Source organism: Curtobacterium sp. MCBD17_030, from assembly GCF_003224255.1.
In the GTDB taxonomy this organism is placed as follows: Bacteria; Actinomycetota; Actinomycetes; order Actinomycetales; family Microbacteriaceae; genus Curtobacterium.
Genome location: NZ_QKLI01000011.1, coordinates 45437 through 60951, shown reverse-complemented (window position 1 = coordinate 60951; position 15515 = coordinate 45437). Strand labels below are relative to the sequence as shown.

The following is a 15515-nucleotide window of genomic DNA, read 5'->3' as shown; positions in this document are numbered from 1 at the left end:
CCGCCTGACCGTCCGCCTGCGGATCGGCTCAGGCCAGGTCGTCGCGGATCAGGCGTTTGCCCAGCGACACAGTGTGGTCGTCGGCGTACCCCAGCGACTCGTAGAACGCGATCACCCGCTCGTTCCCGGCGCGCACCTGCAGGTTGAGCTTGGGGCAGCCGAGGTCGGTGAGCAGCCGCTCGAACTCGCCCATCAGTCGCCGACCGAGTCCGCTGCCCTGCCGGTCCGGCGACACCGCCAGGTAGTTGACCCAGCCCCGGTGCCCGTCGAAACCGGCCATGCCGGCGGCGACCACGGCCTCCCGGTCGGTCGCCACCAGGAACAGCTCGGGCTGCACGGTGCCCTTCCGCGCGATGTCACGGCGTGGGTCGTTCCACGGACGGACCAGGCCGCAGGCCTCCCAGAGCGCGACGACGGCCTCGGTGTCGACGGGGCGGAACGGACGGATGACGGACTCCATCTGCGCAACGGTACCGAGCATCCCGCCGTGGATCAGACGCCGATGCCGGACGGAGTTGTGGAAGGTGCCCGCAGCACGCCGTCGTCGTGGTCTGATAGACCTACTGCGCCGACCTCATCGATCCGGAGCCCCTGTGACCTCTCACGACACGCTGCCGTCGCGGCGCGATGCCCGCGACGACGACGGCACCGGACAGCCCCGACGTCGGCGTCCACGCCAGACCGTCGGCGGGACGCTCGTCGCCCTGCTCGCCGAGCTCCTGATCATCGCGGGTGCCGGGACCGGGCTCTACGTGATCTGGACCGCGTGGTGGACCGACGTCGTCGCGGTGAACGAGCAGACGAAGCTCGTGCAGACGCTCGACCAGCAGGAAACGAAGAAGGTCGTCGGCACCGAGCGCCGTGACGCAGCCCCCGTGCTCAGCGAACCGCCGGGGCTCTCCACGGTGTTCGGGACGATGCAGATCCCGCGCTTCGGCACCGACTACAACCGGCCCATCGGTGAGGGCACCGACCGCGAACAGGTCCTCAACACCATCGGCCTCGGCCACTACCAGGACACCGCGATGCCCGGCGCCGAGGGCAACTTCGCCGTCGCCGGCCACCGCGTCACCTACGGCAAGCCCCTGAACCAGATCGCCGACCTGAAGTCCGGCGATCCCATCGTCGTCCGGGTCACCGACGCGAAGACCAAGTTCGACGTCTGGTACGTCTACAAGGTCACCGACAGTCAGATCGTCACGCCCGACCACATCGAGACGATCGCACCGGTCCCGAACAAGCCCGGCGTGGAACCCTCCGCCGAGGACCGCTGGCTCACCCTCACCGCCTGCCACCCGATGTGGTCCGCCGCCCAGCGGTACGTCGTCCACGCGAAGATGGACTACTGGATGCAGGCGTCCGACGGCACGCCGAAGGAACTGACGGAGGCCGCCAAGTGATCTTCCCCCTCGTCTGGCGCGTGCTGCCCGGCCCCACCGCCGTGAAGGTGTTGGAGCTCCTCGTGCTCCTCGTCGCCATCGTCTTCGTGCTCTTCACGTGGGTCTTCCCGTGGATCGCGGCCGACATCCTGCCGCCGCCCGACGGGACCGTGGACGCGACACCGCACCCCTGACGCCCCCGCGGGTGCTCCGGTCAGGCCGTGGTCGTGACGCGTGAGCCACCCTCGGGGGTCCGACGCACCGCGATGCGCTCCGGGATCCGCTGCTTGAGCTCCTCGACGTGACTGACGATGCCGACCTGGCGTCCGCCGGCGGTCAGGCGGGACAGCTGCCCGATGACGTCATCGAGGGTCTCCGGGTCGAGGGTGCCGAAGCCCTCGTCGACGAACAGCGTGCCGAGCGACACCCCGCCGGCCTCGGCCTGCACGACGTCGGCGAGCCCGAGCGCCAGGCAGAGCGAGAACGTGAAGGTCTCGCCGCCGGACAGGCTCCGCGGGTCCCGCGTGCTGTCGGTCAGGTGGTCGCGGACGGCCAGCGCCAGCCCGGTCCGGCGAGCCCGGGTGCCGGACTCCCGCTCGTCGGAGGTCTCGAGGGTGAACCGGCCGGCGAGCATCGCCCGCAGTCGGTCGTTGGCGGCCGCGACGACGTCCTCGAACCGGCGCATCAGCACGTAGGTGCCGAGCGTGATGCCGGTCGGGTTGACGTGGCCAGCGGCGGCGGCGATGTCGGCGAGGCGGACCACGGCCCGGCTCTCGGCGCTCGTGGTCGCTCGCGCGTGCACGGCCCGGGCCAGGCCGGTGGCGCACTCGTCGGCTGAGCTCGCTCGGTCGGCTGCGGCCGCGGCGGCCCGGGTGGCGTCGTCGAGGGCGACGGCAGCGGCGTCCCGTGCGCCCTGCGCGGCGTCCCGGTCGAGCACGGTACCCGGGCCCGTCCCCGTCGACGAGTCGGCGGCGGCAGCGACCACCGCGGGCTCGGCGAGCCCGGCCTCCACCACGGCCTGCTCGCGGTCCGCCGCGGCGACGATCCCGCGCAACCGGTCGGCGTCGGTCCGGCTGAGCGCGGCCGCGCGGGCAGCGGTGACGTCGGTGAAGCCCTGGGCCTGCAGTGCGGCGTCGACCTCGGCCTTGCGGTCGGCGACCTCGCGCTCGGCGGCGGTCACGCGGTCGTCGAGGTCGGCCACCGTGCGGAGGACCGTCGCAGCGGCGGCGACCCGAGCGTCGACCTCGGCGAGGGTGGAGCCGTCGCGGGCGTCGATCTCTGCCGCGGCCCGCGCCTCGGTCCCCGCACCCGCCGCGACGGCCTGCTCGAGCACGAGGCGGACGCTGCGCCGGGCCTCGTCGACACGGGCCCGGTCCTCGTCCAGGCGGGACCGGTCGCCCTCGATCCGGTCGGCGAGCAGTCGGCTCCGGGTGACCAGGTCCGTGTGGTCGTCCTCGAGCGCGCGGGTCGCGCGGTCGTGGGCCTGCAACCGTCGCTCGTGCTCCTGGACCGCGGCGGCCGCAGCACGGGCGGTGGCCAGTCGCGCGTCGGCGTCGGTGCGCTGCCGGGCGACCGAGTCGTCGTCGTGCTCACCGACGGCCTCGGTCAGCCGGAGGAGTTCCGCCCGGGCGACGGCGTGGTCGGCGGTCGCAGCCGCGAGGCCCCGCTCGGCGTCGGCGCGTGCCCCGGCGGCGACGTCGATCTGTTCGGCGCTCGGGTGGTCGTCCTGCGGCCGGGCCACGGCCGGGTGCTCGATGGCACCGCACACCGGGCAGGGGTCCCCGGCGACGAGCGCTGCACCGAGTTCGCCGGCGAGCCCGGCGATGCGTCGGGCGCGCAGGTCGTTCTCGGTGGCGAGGGCGGCAGCGGCCGTCGTGGCGGCCTCCGTCACCGCGGCGGCCAGGTCTGAGGTCCGTCCGGACGCGACCCGGTGTGCGGCGAGCAGGACGGCCAGCTCCTGCGCCGTCTCCACCGCACGCGCGGCGGCGGGCGCGTCGGCAACGGCTCCCGCGGCCCGTCCGGCGGCCAGGACGATCTCGGCACGCTCGTCCGGGCGCACCCCGAGCGCGGTGGCGGCCTCGGCGAGTCGGGTCTGCGTCCGCTCGAGGTCGGTGGTGGCCGTCCGCACGGCGGAGACCCGCTGGTCGATGGACTGCTCGAGGTCGACCGGGTGCCGGACCTCGGACCGGACCGCCGCGAGCCGGTCATGCGTTTCCCGCGGAGTGGGATCGGTGACCTCGTGCCGGTCGCGCACGGCGGAGCGTTCCCCGACCAGCGCGGTCAGGCGGTCCTCGGCTGCGGCGGCTCCGTCCGCGACGGCGACGACCACCGCGGCGTGGTCGGCGAGGCCCAGGGCGGTGCGATGTCCGGCGACCGCCGCGGCGTCGGCGGCGAGGGCCTCCTGACGGGCGAGCAGTGCGCGTCGTCGGTCGGCGGCGGCGAGCCGCGTGGTCACGTCGTGCAGGTGGGCGACGGCGTGTTCGGCATCGGCCCGGGCACGCGTCCGCGCCTGCTCGAGCTCGGTCGCCGTCCGTTGCAGCGTGGCGACCACGTCGGTGGCGGTGGACTCGTCGGCATCGTCGTCCCCGGACGCTTGCCGGAACCGCCCGAGGGCGTCCCGTACCCGGGCGTCGGCTGCCTCGACCTCCGCGACGGCCGTGCGGCGCCGGGCGGCGAGCTCGTCGGCGGTCCGGTCGTAGATCGCGGTGCCGAACAGCGACTGCAGGAGTTTCCGGCGGTCTTCGCCGGGGGCGCGGAGGAACCGCGCGAACTCCCCCTGCGGCAGGACCACGGTCTGCAGGAACTGGTCCCGGTTCAGCCCGACCACGCGGGCGATCTCGACGCCGATCTCCGGCGCCCGGTGCGACATCGGCTCGCCGACCAGGTCGGACGGGTCGGCCAGCCGGAGGAGTTGCGCCGAGGACTGCTGCCGGATCGTGCCGGTCCCCCGCTGCTTCGGGCGGTCGTACGGCGGGGTGCGGCGGACGCGGTACACCCCGGCGCTCGTCTCGAAGACCAGGTCGACGAAGGGCTCCACCCTGGGGTCGGCGTGCTGGCTGTGCAGGCGGTCGTTGCTGGCGTCGCTGCCGGCGAGCCCGCCGTAGAGGGCGTAGACGACGGCGTCGATGATGGTCGACTTGCCGGAACCCGTCGGCCCCTCGAGCAGGAACACCCCCGAGGCGGCGAGGGACGCGAAGTCGATCGACACCAGGTCCGGGTAGGGACCGACAGCGCGGAGTTCCAGGCGGTGCAGGTACATCAGCGCGCCCCCTGCTCGGCGAGCGCGGCGGCCGCGGACTCGTACGCGTCGCGGAGGATCGCGAGCTCGACCTCGTCCGGCGCACCACCCGTCGCGTAGGTGACGAAGTCGGCGGCGACCTCCACCGGGTCGCTCGTCGCACTGACCGTCCGCGCAGCCGAGCGCTCCGGGGCGACCGCGGGCTCGTGCGTGATCGCGAGCGCGTGCGGGAAGCGGTCCTTCACGCGGGCGTACAACCGCTCCGGGTGCACGGTGTCGGTGACGGCGACCCGGACCCAGGCGTCGACGTGTTCGGCGAAGGCCCCGGACTCGATCTGCCCGATGCTGCCGCGGACGTCCACGAGCCGTCGGGGCACCGGGGTCGGCAGGAGGTCCACCGTCACGGACCCGTCCGCTGCCAGCTCGACGAGGGTCACGGACTTGGTGTGGTTCCGCTCGCCGAACGAGAACGCCAGCGGCGAGCCCGCGTACCGGATGCGGTCCCCCGTCCCGACCCGCTGTGGTCCGTGCAGGTGTCCGAGGGCGACGTAGTCGATGCCGTCGAAGGTGGACTCGGCGACCCGGTCGACCCCACCGACCCGGATGTCCTGCTCGCTGTCGCTGGCCAGGGCTCCACCGACGAAGGCATGCGCGACGACGACCGAACGCGTGCCCGGGCGACCGGCGAGGTCGGCTCGGACCAGGTCCGTCGCGGCTCCGACGACCGCCTGGTGCGAGCGGGCGAGTGGCTCGTCCGGCACCGGGGCGAGCGCGTAGCGGACCATGTCGGGCTGCAGGTAGGGCAGGCCGTACACGGCGACCGGGCCGCCCCCGTCGGCGGCGTCCACCAGCACCGGTTCCGCCAGTCGGGACGGCTCGGCGAGGATCCGAACGCGGTCGCTCATCACGCCGGCGCCGAACCCGAGTCGGACGGCGGAGTCGTGGTTGCCGGGCGTCACGACGACCGTCGCCGTCTCGGACAGGCGTTCGAGCACGCGCGAGAGCATCCGGACCGCCTCCACCGGCGGGATGGCCCGGTCGTAGACGTCGCCGGCGACCACGACGAGGTCGACCGCGCGCTCGCGGACCACCTGCACGAGGTGGTCGAGGAACGCCGCCTGGTGCTCGAGCAGGTCCGCCCCGAGCAGCGTGCGTCCGAGGTGCCAGTCGCCCGTGTGCAGGATCCGCATGCGAGCCACGGTAACGGCCGCCAGGGACATCGCCGGACGCCCCCCCTTCTGTTGGGGGTGGAACGCACAGGCGCGAAGGCGCACCATGATGACCACGGCGACCGCCCCGAGTCGCCCGTCGACCGTCCACCGCGGTCCCTGGCGAGAAGAGCGACACCCCCGCATGCGCGACTCCCGAGCGCCCGTCCCCATCGTGCCTGAAGTACTGCCCGACGCGCTGCCCGATCCGCTGTCCGGTGCCCTGCCGGTGCCCGTGAGCCCGGACGTGCAGCCCACCCCGCCGGTCCCCGCCGCCGCCGAGGACGACCTCGCCGACCTCATGGTCGCGTTCCGCTCGTTCCAGATGCACCACGCCCGTGTGCTCGCCCGCGAGAGCGCCGCGCGCGGACTCAACGCGACCGACACCCGCTTCGTGCTCTTCCTGGCCGCCACCGGCACGGGCGTCACCCCGAAGCAGGCCGGCGAGCACCTGGAACTGTCCACGGGCGCGATGACCTCGTTGATCGACCGGCTCGAGCGGCACGAGCACATCCGCCGTGGGCCGAACCCGGACGACCGCCGCAGTCTGCTGCTCCGCCTCACCCCGTCCGGTGCCGCGGTCGCACAGCAGATCGGTGGCGTCTACTCGGCGGCTGCCCGGGAGGTCGTCGCCCCCGCTGACCGCGCCCGCCTCGCCACCCAGTTCACGCTCCTCGGCGAAGCCCTCGCCCGCCACTCCCGAGCCGCCAGCCTCTGACCGAGGTGCGGCGTACGGTCGGACTCATGACCACTCCCGCCGAACTCCTCGTCGAAGCGTTCTCCCGCGTACCCGAGACCGTCGGACGTGCCGTCGACGGCCTGTCGGAAGACCAGCTCGCCTCCCGCCCGGCCGCCGGCGCCAACACGCTCGCCTGGCTCGCCTGGCACATCGCCCGCGGTCAGGACTCGCAGATCGCCGCCCTCGCCGGCACCGAACAGGTCTGGACGGCCGACGGCTGGGTCGAGCGCTTCGGCCTGCCGTTCCCCGCCGAGGCGCTCGGGTACGGCATGTCCCGTGACGACGTCGGCCGTGTCCGCGCGTCGGCCGAGCTCCTGACCGGGTACCTCGGCGCGGTGCACGAGCGCACCGTCGCATACCTGCACACCCTTGCGCCCGAGGACTTCGAAACCGTCGTCGACGAGGCCTGGGACCCGCCGGTGACCGTCGGCGTGCGCCTGGTCAGCATCCTCGACGACTGCGTCCAGCACGCCGGCCAGGCGGGCTACGCGCGCGGCGTGCTGTTCTTCAACCGCTGACACGACGGACGGGAGGCACGGTACCAGCTGGTACCGTCCCTCCAGGCACGGCCGCCACGCCGCTGGCGCGTCGTGTCGGAACCGGCTGGTGGGGCCCACCTCCCGTCCGTGGAGTGGTCGTTCCAGACGCCGCGTCGTGGTCGAGACGCCGCCGTTCCCGGCGGCGTCTCACGAGTTCTGCGGTGTCTCGCAGAGACGCCCGCGTCTCACGACCTCAGCGCGCGGCGAGCTCCGCGAGGATGCGGTCGCCGGGACCGCTCTCGACCAGGTCCGCCCGGATCTCGGCGTGCTCGAGGATGCCCTCGATCTTCCGGCGACGGCTGCGCGGGACGATCGTCACGACCGTGCCCTCCTTGCCGGCACGACCGGTACGACCGGAGCGGTGCATGTACGCCTTGTAGTCGTCCGGCGCATCGGCCTGCACGACGAGCGAGATGTCGTCGACGTGGATACCGCGCGCCGCGACGTCCGTGGCGACGAGCACGTTCACCCGGCCGCTGGTGAGCAGCGACAGGTTGCGCGTGCGGCGTGACTGGTTGAGGTCACCGTGCAGCGAGGTCGCGCGGATGCCGGCGTCCTCGAACTGCTCGGCGAGACGCTCGGCGTAGGCGCGGGTGCGGGCGAAGACGATGGTCTTGCCCTCGCCGGCGACGAGCTCCTCGAGGACGCGGTCCTTGTCGCGCTGCTCGACCACGAGCACGCGGTGGTCGATGGTCGAGGACGCCTGGTCCTCACCCGCGACCTCGTGGACGCTCGGCTCGTGCAGGAACTGCTCGACGAGCGCGGCGACCTGGGTGTCGAGCGTCGCGCTGAACAGCAGCTTCTGGGCGCGGTTGCCCTGCGGGGTGACCTCGGCCGTGGCGCGGAGGATCTCCTGCACCGGCTCGAGGAACCCGAGGTCGCACATGTGGTCGGCCTCGTCGAGGACGGAGATGACGACCTCACTGAGGTCGAGCTTCCCCTTGTTCAGGAGGTCCTGCACACGACCCGGGGTGCCGACGATGATGTCGACGCCGCGCTCGAGCGCACCCTCCTGACGGCCGTACGGGACGCCGCCGTAGATCTGCGTCGTGAAGAGGCCCACCGAGCGGGCGATCGGCTGCACCGTGCGGTCGATCTGCAGGGCGAGTTCGCGGGTCGGCGCGAGGATGAGCGCACGCGGAGCGCGGCCCATCTTCCGCTTCATGCCGCCGCCGTGCTCCATGAGCTTCTCGACGAGCGGGGCGCCGAACGCGATGGTCTTGCCGGAGCCCGTGCGACCGCGGCCGAGGACGTCCTTGCCGGCGAGCACGTCGGGGATCGTCGCCGCCTGGATCGGGAACGGGCTCGCTGCGCCGAGCTCGGCCAGGGCACGGGAGATGTTCCCGCCGATGCCGAGATCGCCGAAGGTCACACCGTCGACGTCGGCGGCGATGGTCGCCTCGGCCTGCAGCTTCTCGAGCTTGACGTCGTCCGCGGGGACGAACGGGGTGCGCTCGGTCGAGCGGTCGGAGCTGCGCGGGGCGCGCTCGTCACGGTCGAAACGGCGCGGCGCACGGTCGTCCTCACGACGAGGGGCGCGGTCGTTGCGGTCGAACGAACGGGGTGCACGCTCGTCACGGTCGAAGCGACGCGGACGGTCGTCGCTGTCACGACGAGGGGCACGGTCGTTGCGGTCGAACGAACGGGGTGCACGCTCGTCACGGTCGAAACGACGCGGGGCACGGTCGTTGTCGTCACGACGAGGGGCACGGTCGTTGCGGTCGAACGAACGGGGTGCGCGCTCGTCACGGTCGAAACGACGCGGCGCACGGTCGTTGTCGTCACGACGAGGGGCACGGTCGTTCCGGTCGAACGAACGCGGCGCGCGCTCGTCACGGTCGAAACGACGCGGCGCACGGTCGTTGTCGTCACGACGAGGGGCACGGTCGTTCCGGTCGAACGAACGCGGCGCGCGCTCGTCACGGTCGAAACGACGCGGCGCACGGTCGTTGTCGTCACGACGAGGGGCACGGTCGTTCCGGTCGAACGAACGCGGCGCGCGCTCGTCACGGTCGAAACGACGCGGCGCACGGTCGTTGTCGTCACGACGAGGGGCACGGTCGTTCCGGTCGAACGAACGCGGCGCGCGCTCGTCACGGTCGAAACGACGCGGCGCACGGTCGTTGTCGTCACGACGAGGGGCACGGTCGTTCCGGTCGAACGAACGCGGGGCACGGTCGTCGCCGCGTGCGGGACGGCCCGCACCGCGGGGTTCCCACGCCGGACGGCTGCCGCGGCTGTCACGCGGCTCCCAGTTCGGGCGCTCGCCCGACGAGGGACGGGAGCGACGCTCTTCGGCGTCCCAGCGCTGCTTCTGGCGCGGCGCGGTGGGCTCGGGGGCTCGGAAGCCGCGGTGCTTGGCACTGCGAGCGGCAGGGGTGCCGTTCGGGTGACGAGCGCGGTCGGAACGGTCGGCGCGGGAGTTCGCGCCCTTGTCGTACGGGGCCATGTGTTCTTTCCGGGGTGCAGACGTACCACGCGGCCCGGCAGCGACATCGGCGGGGGCGGTTCGTGGAGAGGGGGTTCATCCCGTCGTCGATCGACGTGATTCCAGCCCTCGAACTACACAACACCCAAACACGTCCGCGGCTCGCGAGCCACGGTGTCGAAGGCCGACCGAGGGAGTCTACGCGAACCGGCCTCGGGAAGCCAGCCCCGGACCTCCAGGCCGGTGCCGGCGCACCGAGCGGACGAGCGGACGAGCGGTCAGGACTCGGCGAGCCGCTGTCGCTGCTCGGCGACGTCGAAGTCGGCGGCGGGCCACGAGAGGTGCATGTCCTCCAGGGCGCGGAGCAGGAGCTGCTGCACGGCGAGACGGGCGTACCACTTGCGGTTCGCCGGGACGACGTACCAGGGCGCCTGCTCGCTCGACGTCCGGTCGAAGACGACCTGGTACGCCTGCTGGTAGTCGTCCCAGCGCAGACGCTCGTCGATGTCGCCCGGGTTGAACTTCCAGTGCTTGTCCGGCCGGTCCAGGCGGTCGCCGAGACGCTCACGCTGCTCGTCCTTCGAGATGTGCAGCATGACCTTGACGATCGTGGTGCCCTGCTCGGCCAGGCGGGACTCGAAGTCCACGATCGCCCCGTACCGACGCTCGATCTCGGCCGGTTCCGCCAGCCCGCGGACGCGCTGGATGAGGACGTCCTCGTAGTGGGAGCGGTCGAACACCCCGAGCTGTCCGGCGTTCGGCAGCTGTCGTTCGATGCGCCAGAGGAAGTCGTGCTCGCGCTCCTCGGCCGTCGGGGCCCCGAAGCCCGCGTAGTGCACGCCGTTCGGGTCGACCGCGCCGACGACGTGCGAGACGATGCCGCCCTTGCCCGCGGTGTCCATCGCCTGCAGGACGAGCAGCACGCGCCGCTGGTCGCCGGCCGTTGCCGCTGCCCAGAGCCGCTCCTGCAGGGCCGCGAGCCGGGAGGCGCCGGCGGCCAAGGCCTCGAGCCCGTCGATCTTGCGGCCGGGGAAGCCCGGTGTGCCGTCGGGGTCGACGGTCTCGAGTCGGAATCCGGGACCGACGCGGAGGAGCGGTTCCGGATCGGCGTTCCAGGACTTCTGACGGCTCACGGGATCCTCCTGCGGGTGTGACCACCATCCTGGCACCCCGGCCGGCCCCTGTACCGTGGCTCGCGATGAAGTCCGGCCGTCGTCTCCTGCTCGCGCTCGTCGCCGCGGTCGCGGTCGTCGGCGCCGCCGCGTCCTGCAGTGCGGACGGCACGGGCGACCGGAACTCGACGGTCACCGCGGGGCCGGTCATCTACCCCCTGTCGTTGCGGTACCACGGCATCGACGTCGTGCAGGACGTCCCCTACGGGCAGGACCCGCTCCAGCAACTCGACGTCTGCCTGCCCGCCGACAGCCCACCGGAGAGCACCGCCACCCCGACGGCGACCCCGACCGCTGCGCCGACGGAGGCCCCGGACCGTGTCGACGTCGGCACACGTCCGGCGGTGATGATGATCCACGGCGGCAGCTGGTCACACGGTGACAAGGCGACCGCCGCGTACCGCTCGGTGTGCCAGTACCTGGCTTCCGAGGGCTTCGTGACCTTCAACGTGGACTACCGCCTGGCACCGACGGACCCCTTCCCCGCCGGACTCGACGACGTCCGTCGGGCACTCGACTTCGTGTTCCGCGAGACCACGCTGCGGACGTACGACGTCGACCCCGGACGCGTCGGGGTGTTCGGCGGCAGCGCCGGCGGGAACCTCGCCGCGATGCTCGCCGTGCAGGACCACGAGTCCAGTGCGTACGCCGAGGGCTACCGGATCCGGGCGGTCGTCGACCTCAGCGGCCCGACCGACCTGACGGCCCGCTCGACCGGACCGGACGGGGTCGCCGCGGCGTTCCAACGGAAGCAGCTGCTCTACCTCGGCTGTACGTCCTACCGAGCCTGCCAGGCGGCCGAGCGGGCCTCGCCGGAGTACCACGTGACGAAGGCGACGGCGCCGTTCTTCATCGGGCACTCGACGGACGAGTTCATCCCGCTGTGGGAGTCGCAGCGGTTCGCGTCGACGCTGCGGTCGCACGGTGTCTCGGTGCGGTTCGTGGCGGTGCAGGGATCGGCGCACTCGATCGCGCAGCTCGACCAGGCGATGAGCCGGCGCGTGACGAACTTCCTCCGCGCCGGCCTGCGCTGACTCCCCCGGGCGGGTGGCACCCGGAGCGGGACTGCCATCGGACCGGACGGCTCGCCAGACTTCCGAGGTGACCTCCACGCCCTCCGCCCCGACACCCTCTGCCCAGACGCCGGTCCACCGCGCCCCGCGTCCGTTCGCCGCTCCCCTGACCGGTGTCCGGACCTCCGTGGAGCTGCTGCTCGGACTGTCGTTCCTGGTCGCGGTGTCGTTCGGCGGCTACGGGGCCGCGGTCGGCCAGGTGTCCGTCGTCGCGCAGCTCGGGGCGCTCGTCTTCCTCGTCACCCTGACCTGTGCGCTCGTGTCGTGGTTCCGCCCGGCCGACCGGGAGCCCAGCGAGCGCTGAACTCCCGACCGCCAGACGGTCAGATCTGCGCTGGTGCCGACTTCCGCTCGGCCCGACGCTCGCGCGCACCCTCGACCAGGGCGTACAGCGCGGGCAGCACCACGAGCGTCAGCAGCGTGGACGACACCAGACCGCCGATGACGACGAGGGCGAGCGGCTGCGAGATGAAGCCCGACTTCCCCGTCAGCCCGATCGCCATCGGCAGCAGCGCGAAGATCGTCGCGGTCGCCGTCATGAGGATCGGCCGGAGACGACGGGTCGCGCCCTCGAGCAGGGCGTCACGGACCCGGAGTCCTCGTCGCCGGTACTGGTTGACGAGGTCGATGAGCACGATGGCGTTCGTCACGACGATGCCGATGAGCATCAGCAGACCGATCAGCGACGCGACTCCGAGCGGCACGCCGGAGATGATCTGCAGCAGCAGTGCACCGGTGAAGGCGAACGGCACCGACACCAGGAGCATCAGCGGCTGCAGCAGGCTGCGGAACGTCGCGACCATGATCACGTAGACGATCAGCACGGCGACGACGAGCGCCAGGCCGAGCTGCGAGAACGCGGACGACTGGCTGGCGGCGACACCACCGATCGACGCGGTCGCACCGCGGGGCAAGTCGAGCTCGTCGACGGCCGTGGTGACCGACTGCACGGCGGCACCGAGGTTCGACGCGTCCGGCGTCACGGTGATCGTGGCCGTCCGGGCCGCGTTCGTCGTGGTGACGGTGGTCGGGCCGTCGGACTCCTCGACCGTCGCGACGTCCGTCAGCTTGGCGGTGCCGGTGCTCGTCGGGACCGCGAGGTCGCGGAGGGCGGCGATCGTGGTCGGCGGCTCGGCGTCGGCGATGTAGACGTCGAGCGTCGCGTCGTCGATCTCGATGCTGCCGGTGTCGCGCGGTGAGACCGCTGCGGCGACGAGCCCGCCGACCTGGGTCTCGGTGAGCCCCAGGGACGCGGCCTTCGCCCTATCGACGCGGACTGCCAGGAACGGTTCCGCTGCCGACAGGTTGCTCGTCGCGGCCGTCGTGTTCTCGACCGACTGCATGGTCTTGAGGACTTTCTGCGACGCCGTCTCGAGCTGCGACTGGGTCGGCGCGGTGACGTCGACTTCGATGTCACTGCTGCCGCCGAAGCCGCCCGAGGACGCGATGGTGATCTCACCGACGTCGTCGATCCCCTTGAGCGACTTCCGCGCATCGGCCTGGATCGTCGTCTGGTCGGCGTCCGCGTCGGTCGTGACGGCGTACTGGACCGAGGCCGTGCCGCCACCACCGAAGGCCGCCTGGATCGACTGCCCGCTCGTGCCGATGGTGGTCTGGACGGTCTCGACGCCGTCGACGTCCTGCAGCGCCCGCTCCACCTTGCGCGCGGAGTCGGACTGGACGGCGAGGCTCGAGCCGGCCTTGAGGTCCTGCGTCACGGTGAACGTGTTCTGCCCGGAGTCGCCGAGGTAGTTCGTCGTGACGAACGGCAGCGAGGCGACCGTGCCACCGAGGACGACCACGGCGAGCAGCACGACGACGACCGGCTTGCGGACCGCCCAGCTGAGCACCGGCAGGTACACACGGCGCAGGCGGTCCGAGGTGCCGGCGTCGTGCAGGTCGCCCGCCGAGGCGAGCGTCCCTTCGGAGCCCGGACGGATGGTGTCGAGGTCGGCAGCAGCCGGGTCGGAGCCCTCCGACGCGGCCGTGGCGGTGACCGTTCCCTGCTTGGCCTTGGCGGGCCGGAGCCACCAGTACGCGAGCACCGGCACGATCGTCAGCGACACGAGCAGCGAGGCGATGAGCGCCAGCGTGACCGTCACGGCGAACGGCCGGAAGAGCTCCCCGACGAGTTCCGCGACGAACGCCACCGGCAGGAACACCGCGACGGTGGTCAGGGTGGAGGCGGTGACCGCCCCGGCGACCTCGCGCACGGCGGCGAGCACCGCACGGCCGCGGTCGACGCCGGGCACCATGTGCCGTTTGATGTTCTCGATGACGACGATGGAGTCGTCGACCACGCGGCCGATCGCGATCGTCAGGGCAGCCAGCGTGATGATGTTGAGCGTGTACCCCGCAGCGCGCATGCCGATCGCGGCGAGGAGCACCGAGGTCGGGATCGAGATCGCGGTGACCAGGGTCGAGCGCCACGAGAGCAGGAACACCAGGATGACGATGACCGCGAAGCCGAGGCCGAGCAGGCCCTCTTCGGCGAGGGAGTCGATCGACTGCTGGATGTAGGGCGCCTGGTCGAAGACGACGGTGAAGCGCGGGTCGCCCTCGATCTTCTTCTCGATGCCGGGCAGCGCGTCGCGCACGGTCTTCGAGACGTCGACGGTGTTGGCCTCCTGCGTCTTCGTGATCGAGATCGTCAGGGCCTGCTCGCCGTCCACACGGCTGATCGAGGTGCGCGGGGACTCCTTGATGGCAACGGTCGCCACGTCGCCGAGCGTCGTGTCCGTGGGTGTCGCCGCGGTGGTCGCGCCACCGGTCGCCGTGCCGTCGGTCGGAGCCGTCGTCGTGGTCCCGCCGGTCGCGTCCGCACCGGTACCCGTACCGGTCGCACCAGCACCAGTCGCACCAGTGCCCGTCGCACCGGTGGCAGCCGCGCCGGCACCGGTGGCAGCACCGGACGTGGCGCCGGCAGAGCCGGACGTCGTGCCGCCGGAGGCCGAGGAACCAGACCCCGACGACGAGCTCGTCAGCGGCAGGTCACGGATGTCCTCGAGCGACGCGATCCGCTCACCGGTCTGCACGGACAGCGTCGAACCGTCCTCGGTCAACGTGCCGCCGGGGATCAGCGTGCCGTTGTCGTCGAGCGCGTCCGAGATCACCGTCTGGCTGAGTCCGCGGGCTGCGAGCTCGTCCTGGTCCGGCGTGATGACGACGCGGCGGCCCGGGTTGCCGAAGACGTCGGCCTGCCGCACGCCGTCGAGCTTCTCGAGGTCGGGGATCGCCGAGGCCTGCAGCCGGTCGACGAGCTGCTCCTGGTTGCCGGAGGCCGAGACCGCGACCTGCAGCACCGGCAGGTCGTCGAAGGACCCGGTGACGATCTGCGTCTGCACGGAGTCGGGCAACGACAGGGCGTTCACCGCAGTCTGGATCTTGTCCTCGGCGCTGGCCAGGTTCGAGCCGTACTGGAACGAGGCCGAGACGACGCTCTGCCCGGTGGACGAGGTGGCGCTCGTCGACTCGAGGTCCGGGACGACCTGGATGGCCTGTTCGATCTTGGTCGAGACGTCGTTGGACACCACCTCTGGCGTGGCCCCGGGGTAGGCGCTGACGATCGCGACCTGCGGGAACTCGACACTCGGGATGAGTTCCTGCTTCAGGCTCGACAGGGCGACGCCACCGAAGACGGCGACCACGATCGTCACGAGGGCGATGAGGGCGCGGTTCCGGAGACTGAAGACGGAGAGGAGGTGCACGTCTCGATCCTCGCAGCCGTGGCGTCAGCGCG

12 protein-coding genes are annotated in these 15515 nt (G+C 72.2%); 6 read left to right on the top strand and 6 right to left on the bottom strand.

All coding sequences use genetic code 11. The features are described from left to right. Positions 1 to 28: 28 nt before the first annotated feature. The gene (locus DEI89_RS10970; protein ID WP_110904085.1) at positions 29 to 460 is read right to left on the bottom strand and encodes a GNAT family acetyltransferase; all 432 of its coding nucleotides are present in this window, start codon (positions 458 to 460) and stop codon (positions 29 to 31) included. 133 nt (positions 461 to 593) lie between these two features. Here DEI89_RS10970 and DEI89_RS10965 point away from each other — a divergent pair, with 133 nt between their 5' ends. Both DEI89_RS10965 and DEI89_RS17690 read left to right on the top strand, forming a co-directional pair. After that, complete coding sequence (locus DEI89_RS10965) at positions 594 to 1400, top strand: class E sortase (RefSeq protein WP_258366151.1); 807 nt, start codon at positions 594 to 596, stop codon at positions 1398 to 1400. After that, on the top strand, positions 1397 to 1573 hold the full coding sequence (locus DEI89_RS17690; protein WP_181421606.1) for a hypothetical protein: 177 nt from the start codon (positions 1397 to 1399) through the stop codon (positions 1571 to 1573). Before DEI89_RS10965 ends, DEI89_RS17690 begins: the two co-directional genes overlap by 4 nt. Positions 1574 to 1593: 20 nt before the next feature. Here DEI89_RS17690 and DEI89_RS10960 read toward each other — a convergent pair whose 3' ends face one another. Continuing rightward, positions 1594 to 4638 carry an AAA family ATPase gene (locus DEI89_RS10960; RefSeq protein WP_110904084.1) on the bottom strand — a complete coding sequence of 1015 codons (3045 nt, stop codon included), beginning with the start codon at positions 4636 to 4638 and terminating at the stop codon, positions 1594 to 1596. After that, a complete protein-coding gene (locus DEI89_RS10955) occupies positions 4638 to 5807 on the bottom strand; it encodes an exonuclease SbcCD subunit D (RefSeq protein WP_110904083.1) in 1170 nt (389 codons plus the stop codon). Before DEI89_RS10955 ends, DEI89_RS10960 begins: the two co-directional genes overlap by 1 nt. A 193-nt stretch (positions 5808 to 6000) precedes the next feature. Between DEI89_RS10955 and DEI89_RS10950 the strand changes: the two genes are divergently transcribed. Together DEI89_RS10950 and DEI89_RS10945 are read left to right on the top strand one after the other, a co-directional pair. Next, positions 6001 to 6543 carry a MarR family winged helix-turn-helix transcriptional regulator gene (locus tag DEI89_RS10950; protein ID WP_181421599.1) on the top strand — a complete coding sequence of 181 codons (543 nt, stop codon included), beginning with the start codon at positions 6001 to 6003 and terminating at the stop codon, positions 6541 to 6543. A 26-nt stretch (positions 6544 to 6569) separates the two neighbouring features. Further along, positions 6570 to 7082: a DinB family protein gene (locus tag DEI89_RS10945; RefSeq protein ID WP_110904081.1), complete on the top strand. Its 513-nt coding sequence runs from the start codon at positions 6570 to 6572 to the stop codon at positions 7080 to 7082. A gap of 214 nt (positions 7083 to 7296) precedes the next feature. On the opposite strand, the gene DEI89_RS10940 is transcribed toward DEI89_RS10945, so the two are convergent. Together DEI89_RS10940 and DEI89_RS10935 are read right to left on the bottom strand one after the other, a co-directional pair. Next, a complete protein-coding gene (locus DEI89_RS10940; protein WP_110904080.1) occupies positions 7297 to 9552 on the bottom strand; it encodes a DEAD/DEAH box helicase in 2256 nt (751 codons plus the stop codon). A 257-nt stretch (positions 9553 to 9809) separates the two neighbouring features. Then, positions 9810 to 10664 (bottom strand): PPK2 family polyphosphate kinase, encoded by an 855-nt coding sequence (locus DEI89_RS10935; protein ID WP_110904079.1) that lies wholly within the window; start codon positions 10662 to 10664, stop codon positions 9810 to 9812. A gap of 65 nt (positions 10665 to 10729) precedes the next feature. Between DEI89_RS10935 and DEI89_RS10930 the strand changes: the two genes are divergently transcribed. Then, positions 10730 to 11737 (top strand): alpha/beta hydrolase, encoded by a 1008-nt coding sequence (locus DEI89_RS10930; RefSeq protein WP_110904078.1) that lies wholly within the window; start codon positions 10730 to 10732, stop codon positions 11735 to 11737. A gap of 67 nt (positions 11738 to 11804) precedes the next feature. Further along, complete coding sequence (locus tag DEI89_RS10925) at positions 11805 to 12080, top strand: hypothetical protein (protein WP_110904077.1); 276 nt, start codon at positions 11805 to 11807, stop codon at positions 12078 to 12080. A 19-nt stretch (positions 12081 to 12099) separates the two neighbouring features. Here the strand turns inward: DEI89_RS10925 and DEI89_RS10920 are convergent, their stop codons facing one another. Then, on the bottom strand, positions 12100 to 15483 hold the full coding sequence (locus DEI89_RS10920) for an efflux RND transporter permease subunit (protein WP_110904076.1): 3384 nt from the start codon (positions 15481 to 15483) through the stop codon (positions 12100 to 12102). Positions 15484 to 15515: the final 32 nt, after the last annotated feature.

Excerpts from the sequence above, each read along its gene's own strand:
- DEI89_RS10970 (WP_110904085.1), bottom strand. The coding sequence starts at position 460 with ATGGAGTCCGTCATCCGTCCGTTCCGCCCCGTCGACACCGAGGCCGTC.
- DEI89_RS10960 (WP_110904084.1), bottom strand. The coding sequence starts at position 4,638 with ATGTACCTGCACCGCCTGGAACTCCGCGCTGTCGGTCCCTACCCGGAC.
- DEI89_RS10955 (WP_110904083.1), bottom strand. The coding sequence starts at position 5,807 with ATGCGGATCCTGCACACGGGCGACTGGCACCTCGGACGCACGCTGCTC.
- DEI89_RS10945 (WP_110904081.1), top strand. The coding sequence starts at position 6,570 with ATGACCACTCCCGCCGAACTCCTCGTCGAAGCGTTCTCCCGCGTACCC.
- DEI89_RS10940 (WP_110904080.1), bottom strand. The coding sequence starts at position 9,552 with ATGGCCCCGTACGACAAGGGCGCGAACTCCCGCGCCGACCGTTCCGAC.
- DEI89_RS10930 (WP_110904078.1), top strand. The coding sequence starts at position 10,730 with ATGAAGTCCGGCCGTCGTCTCCTGCTCGCGCTCGTCGCCGCGGTCGCG.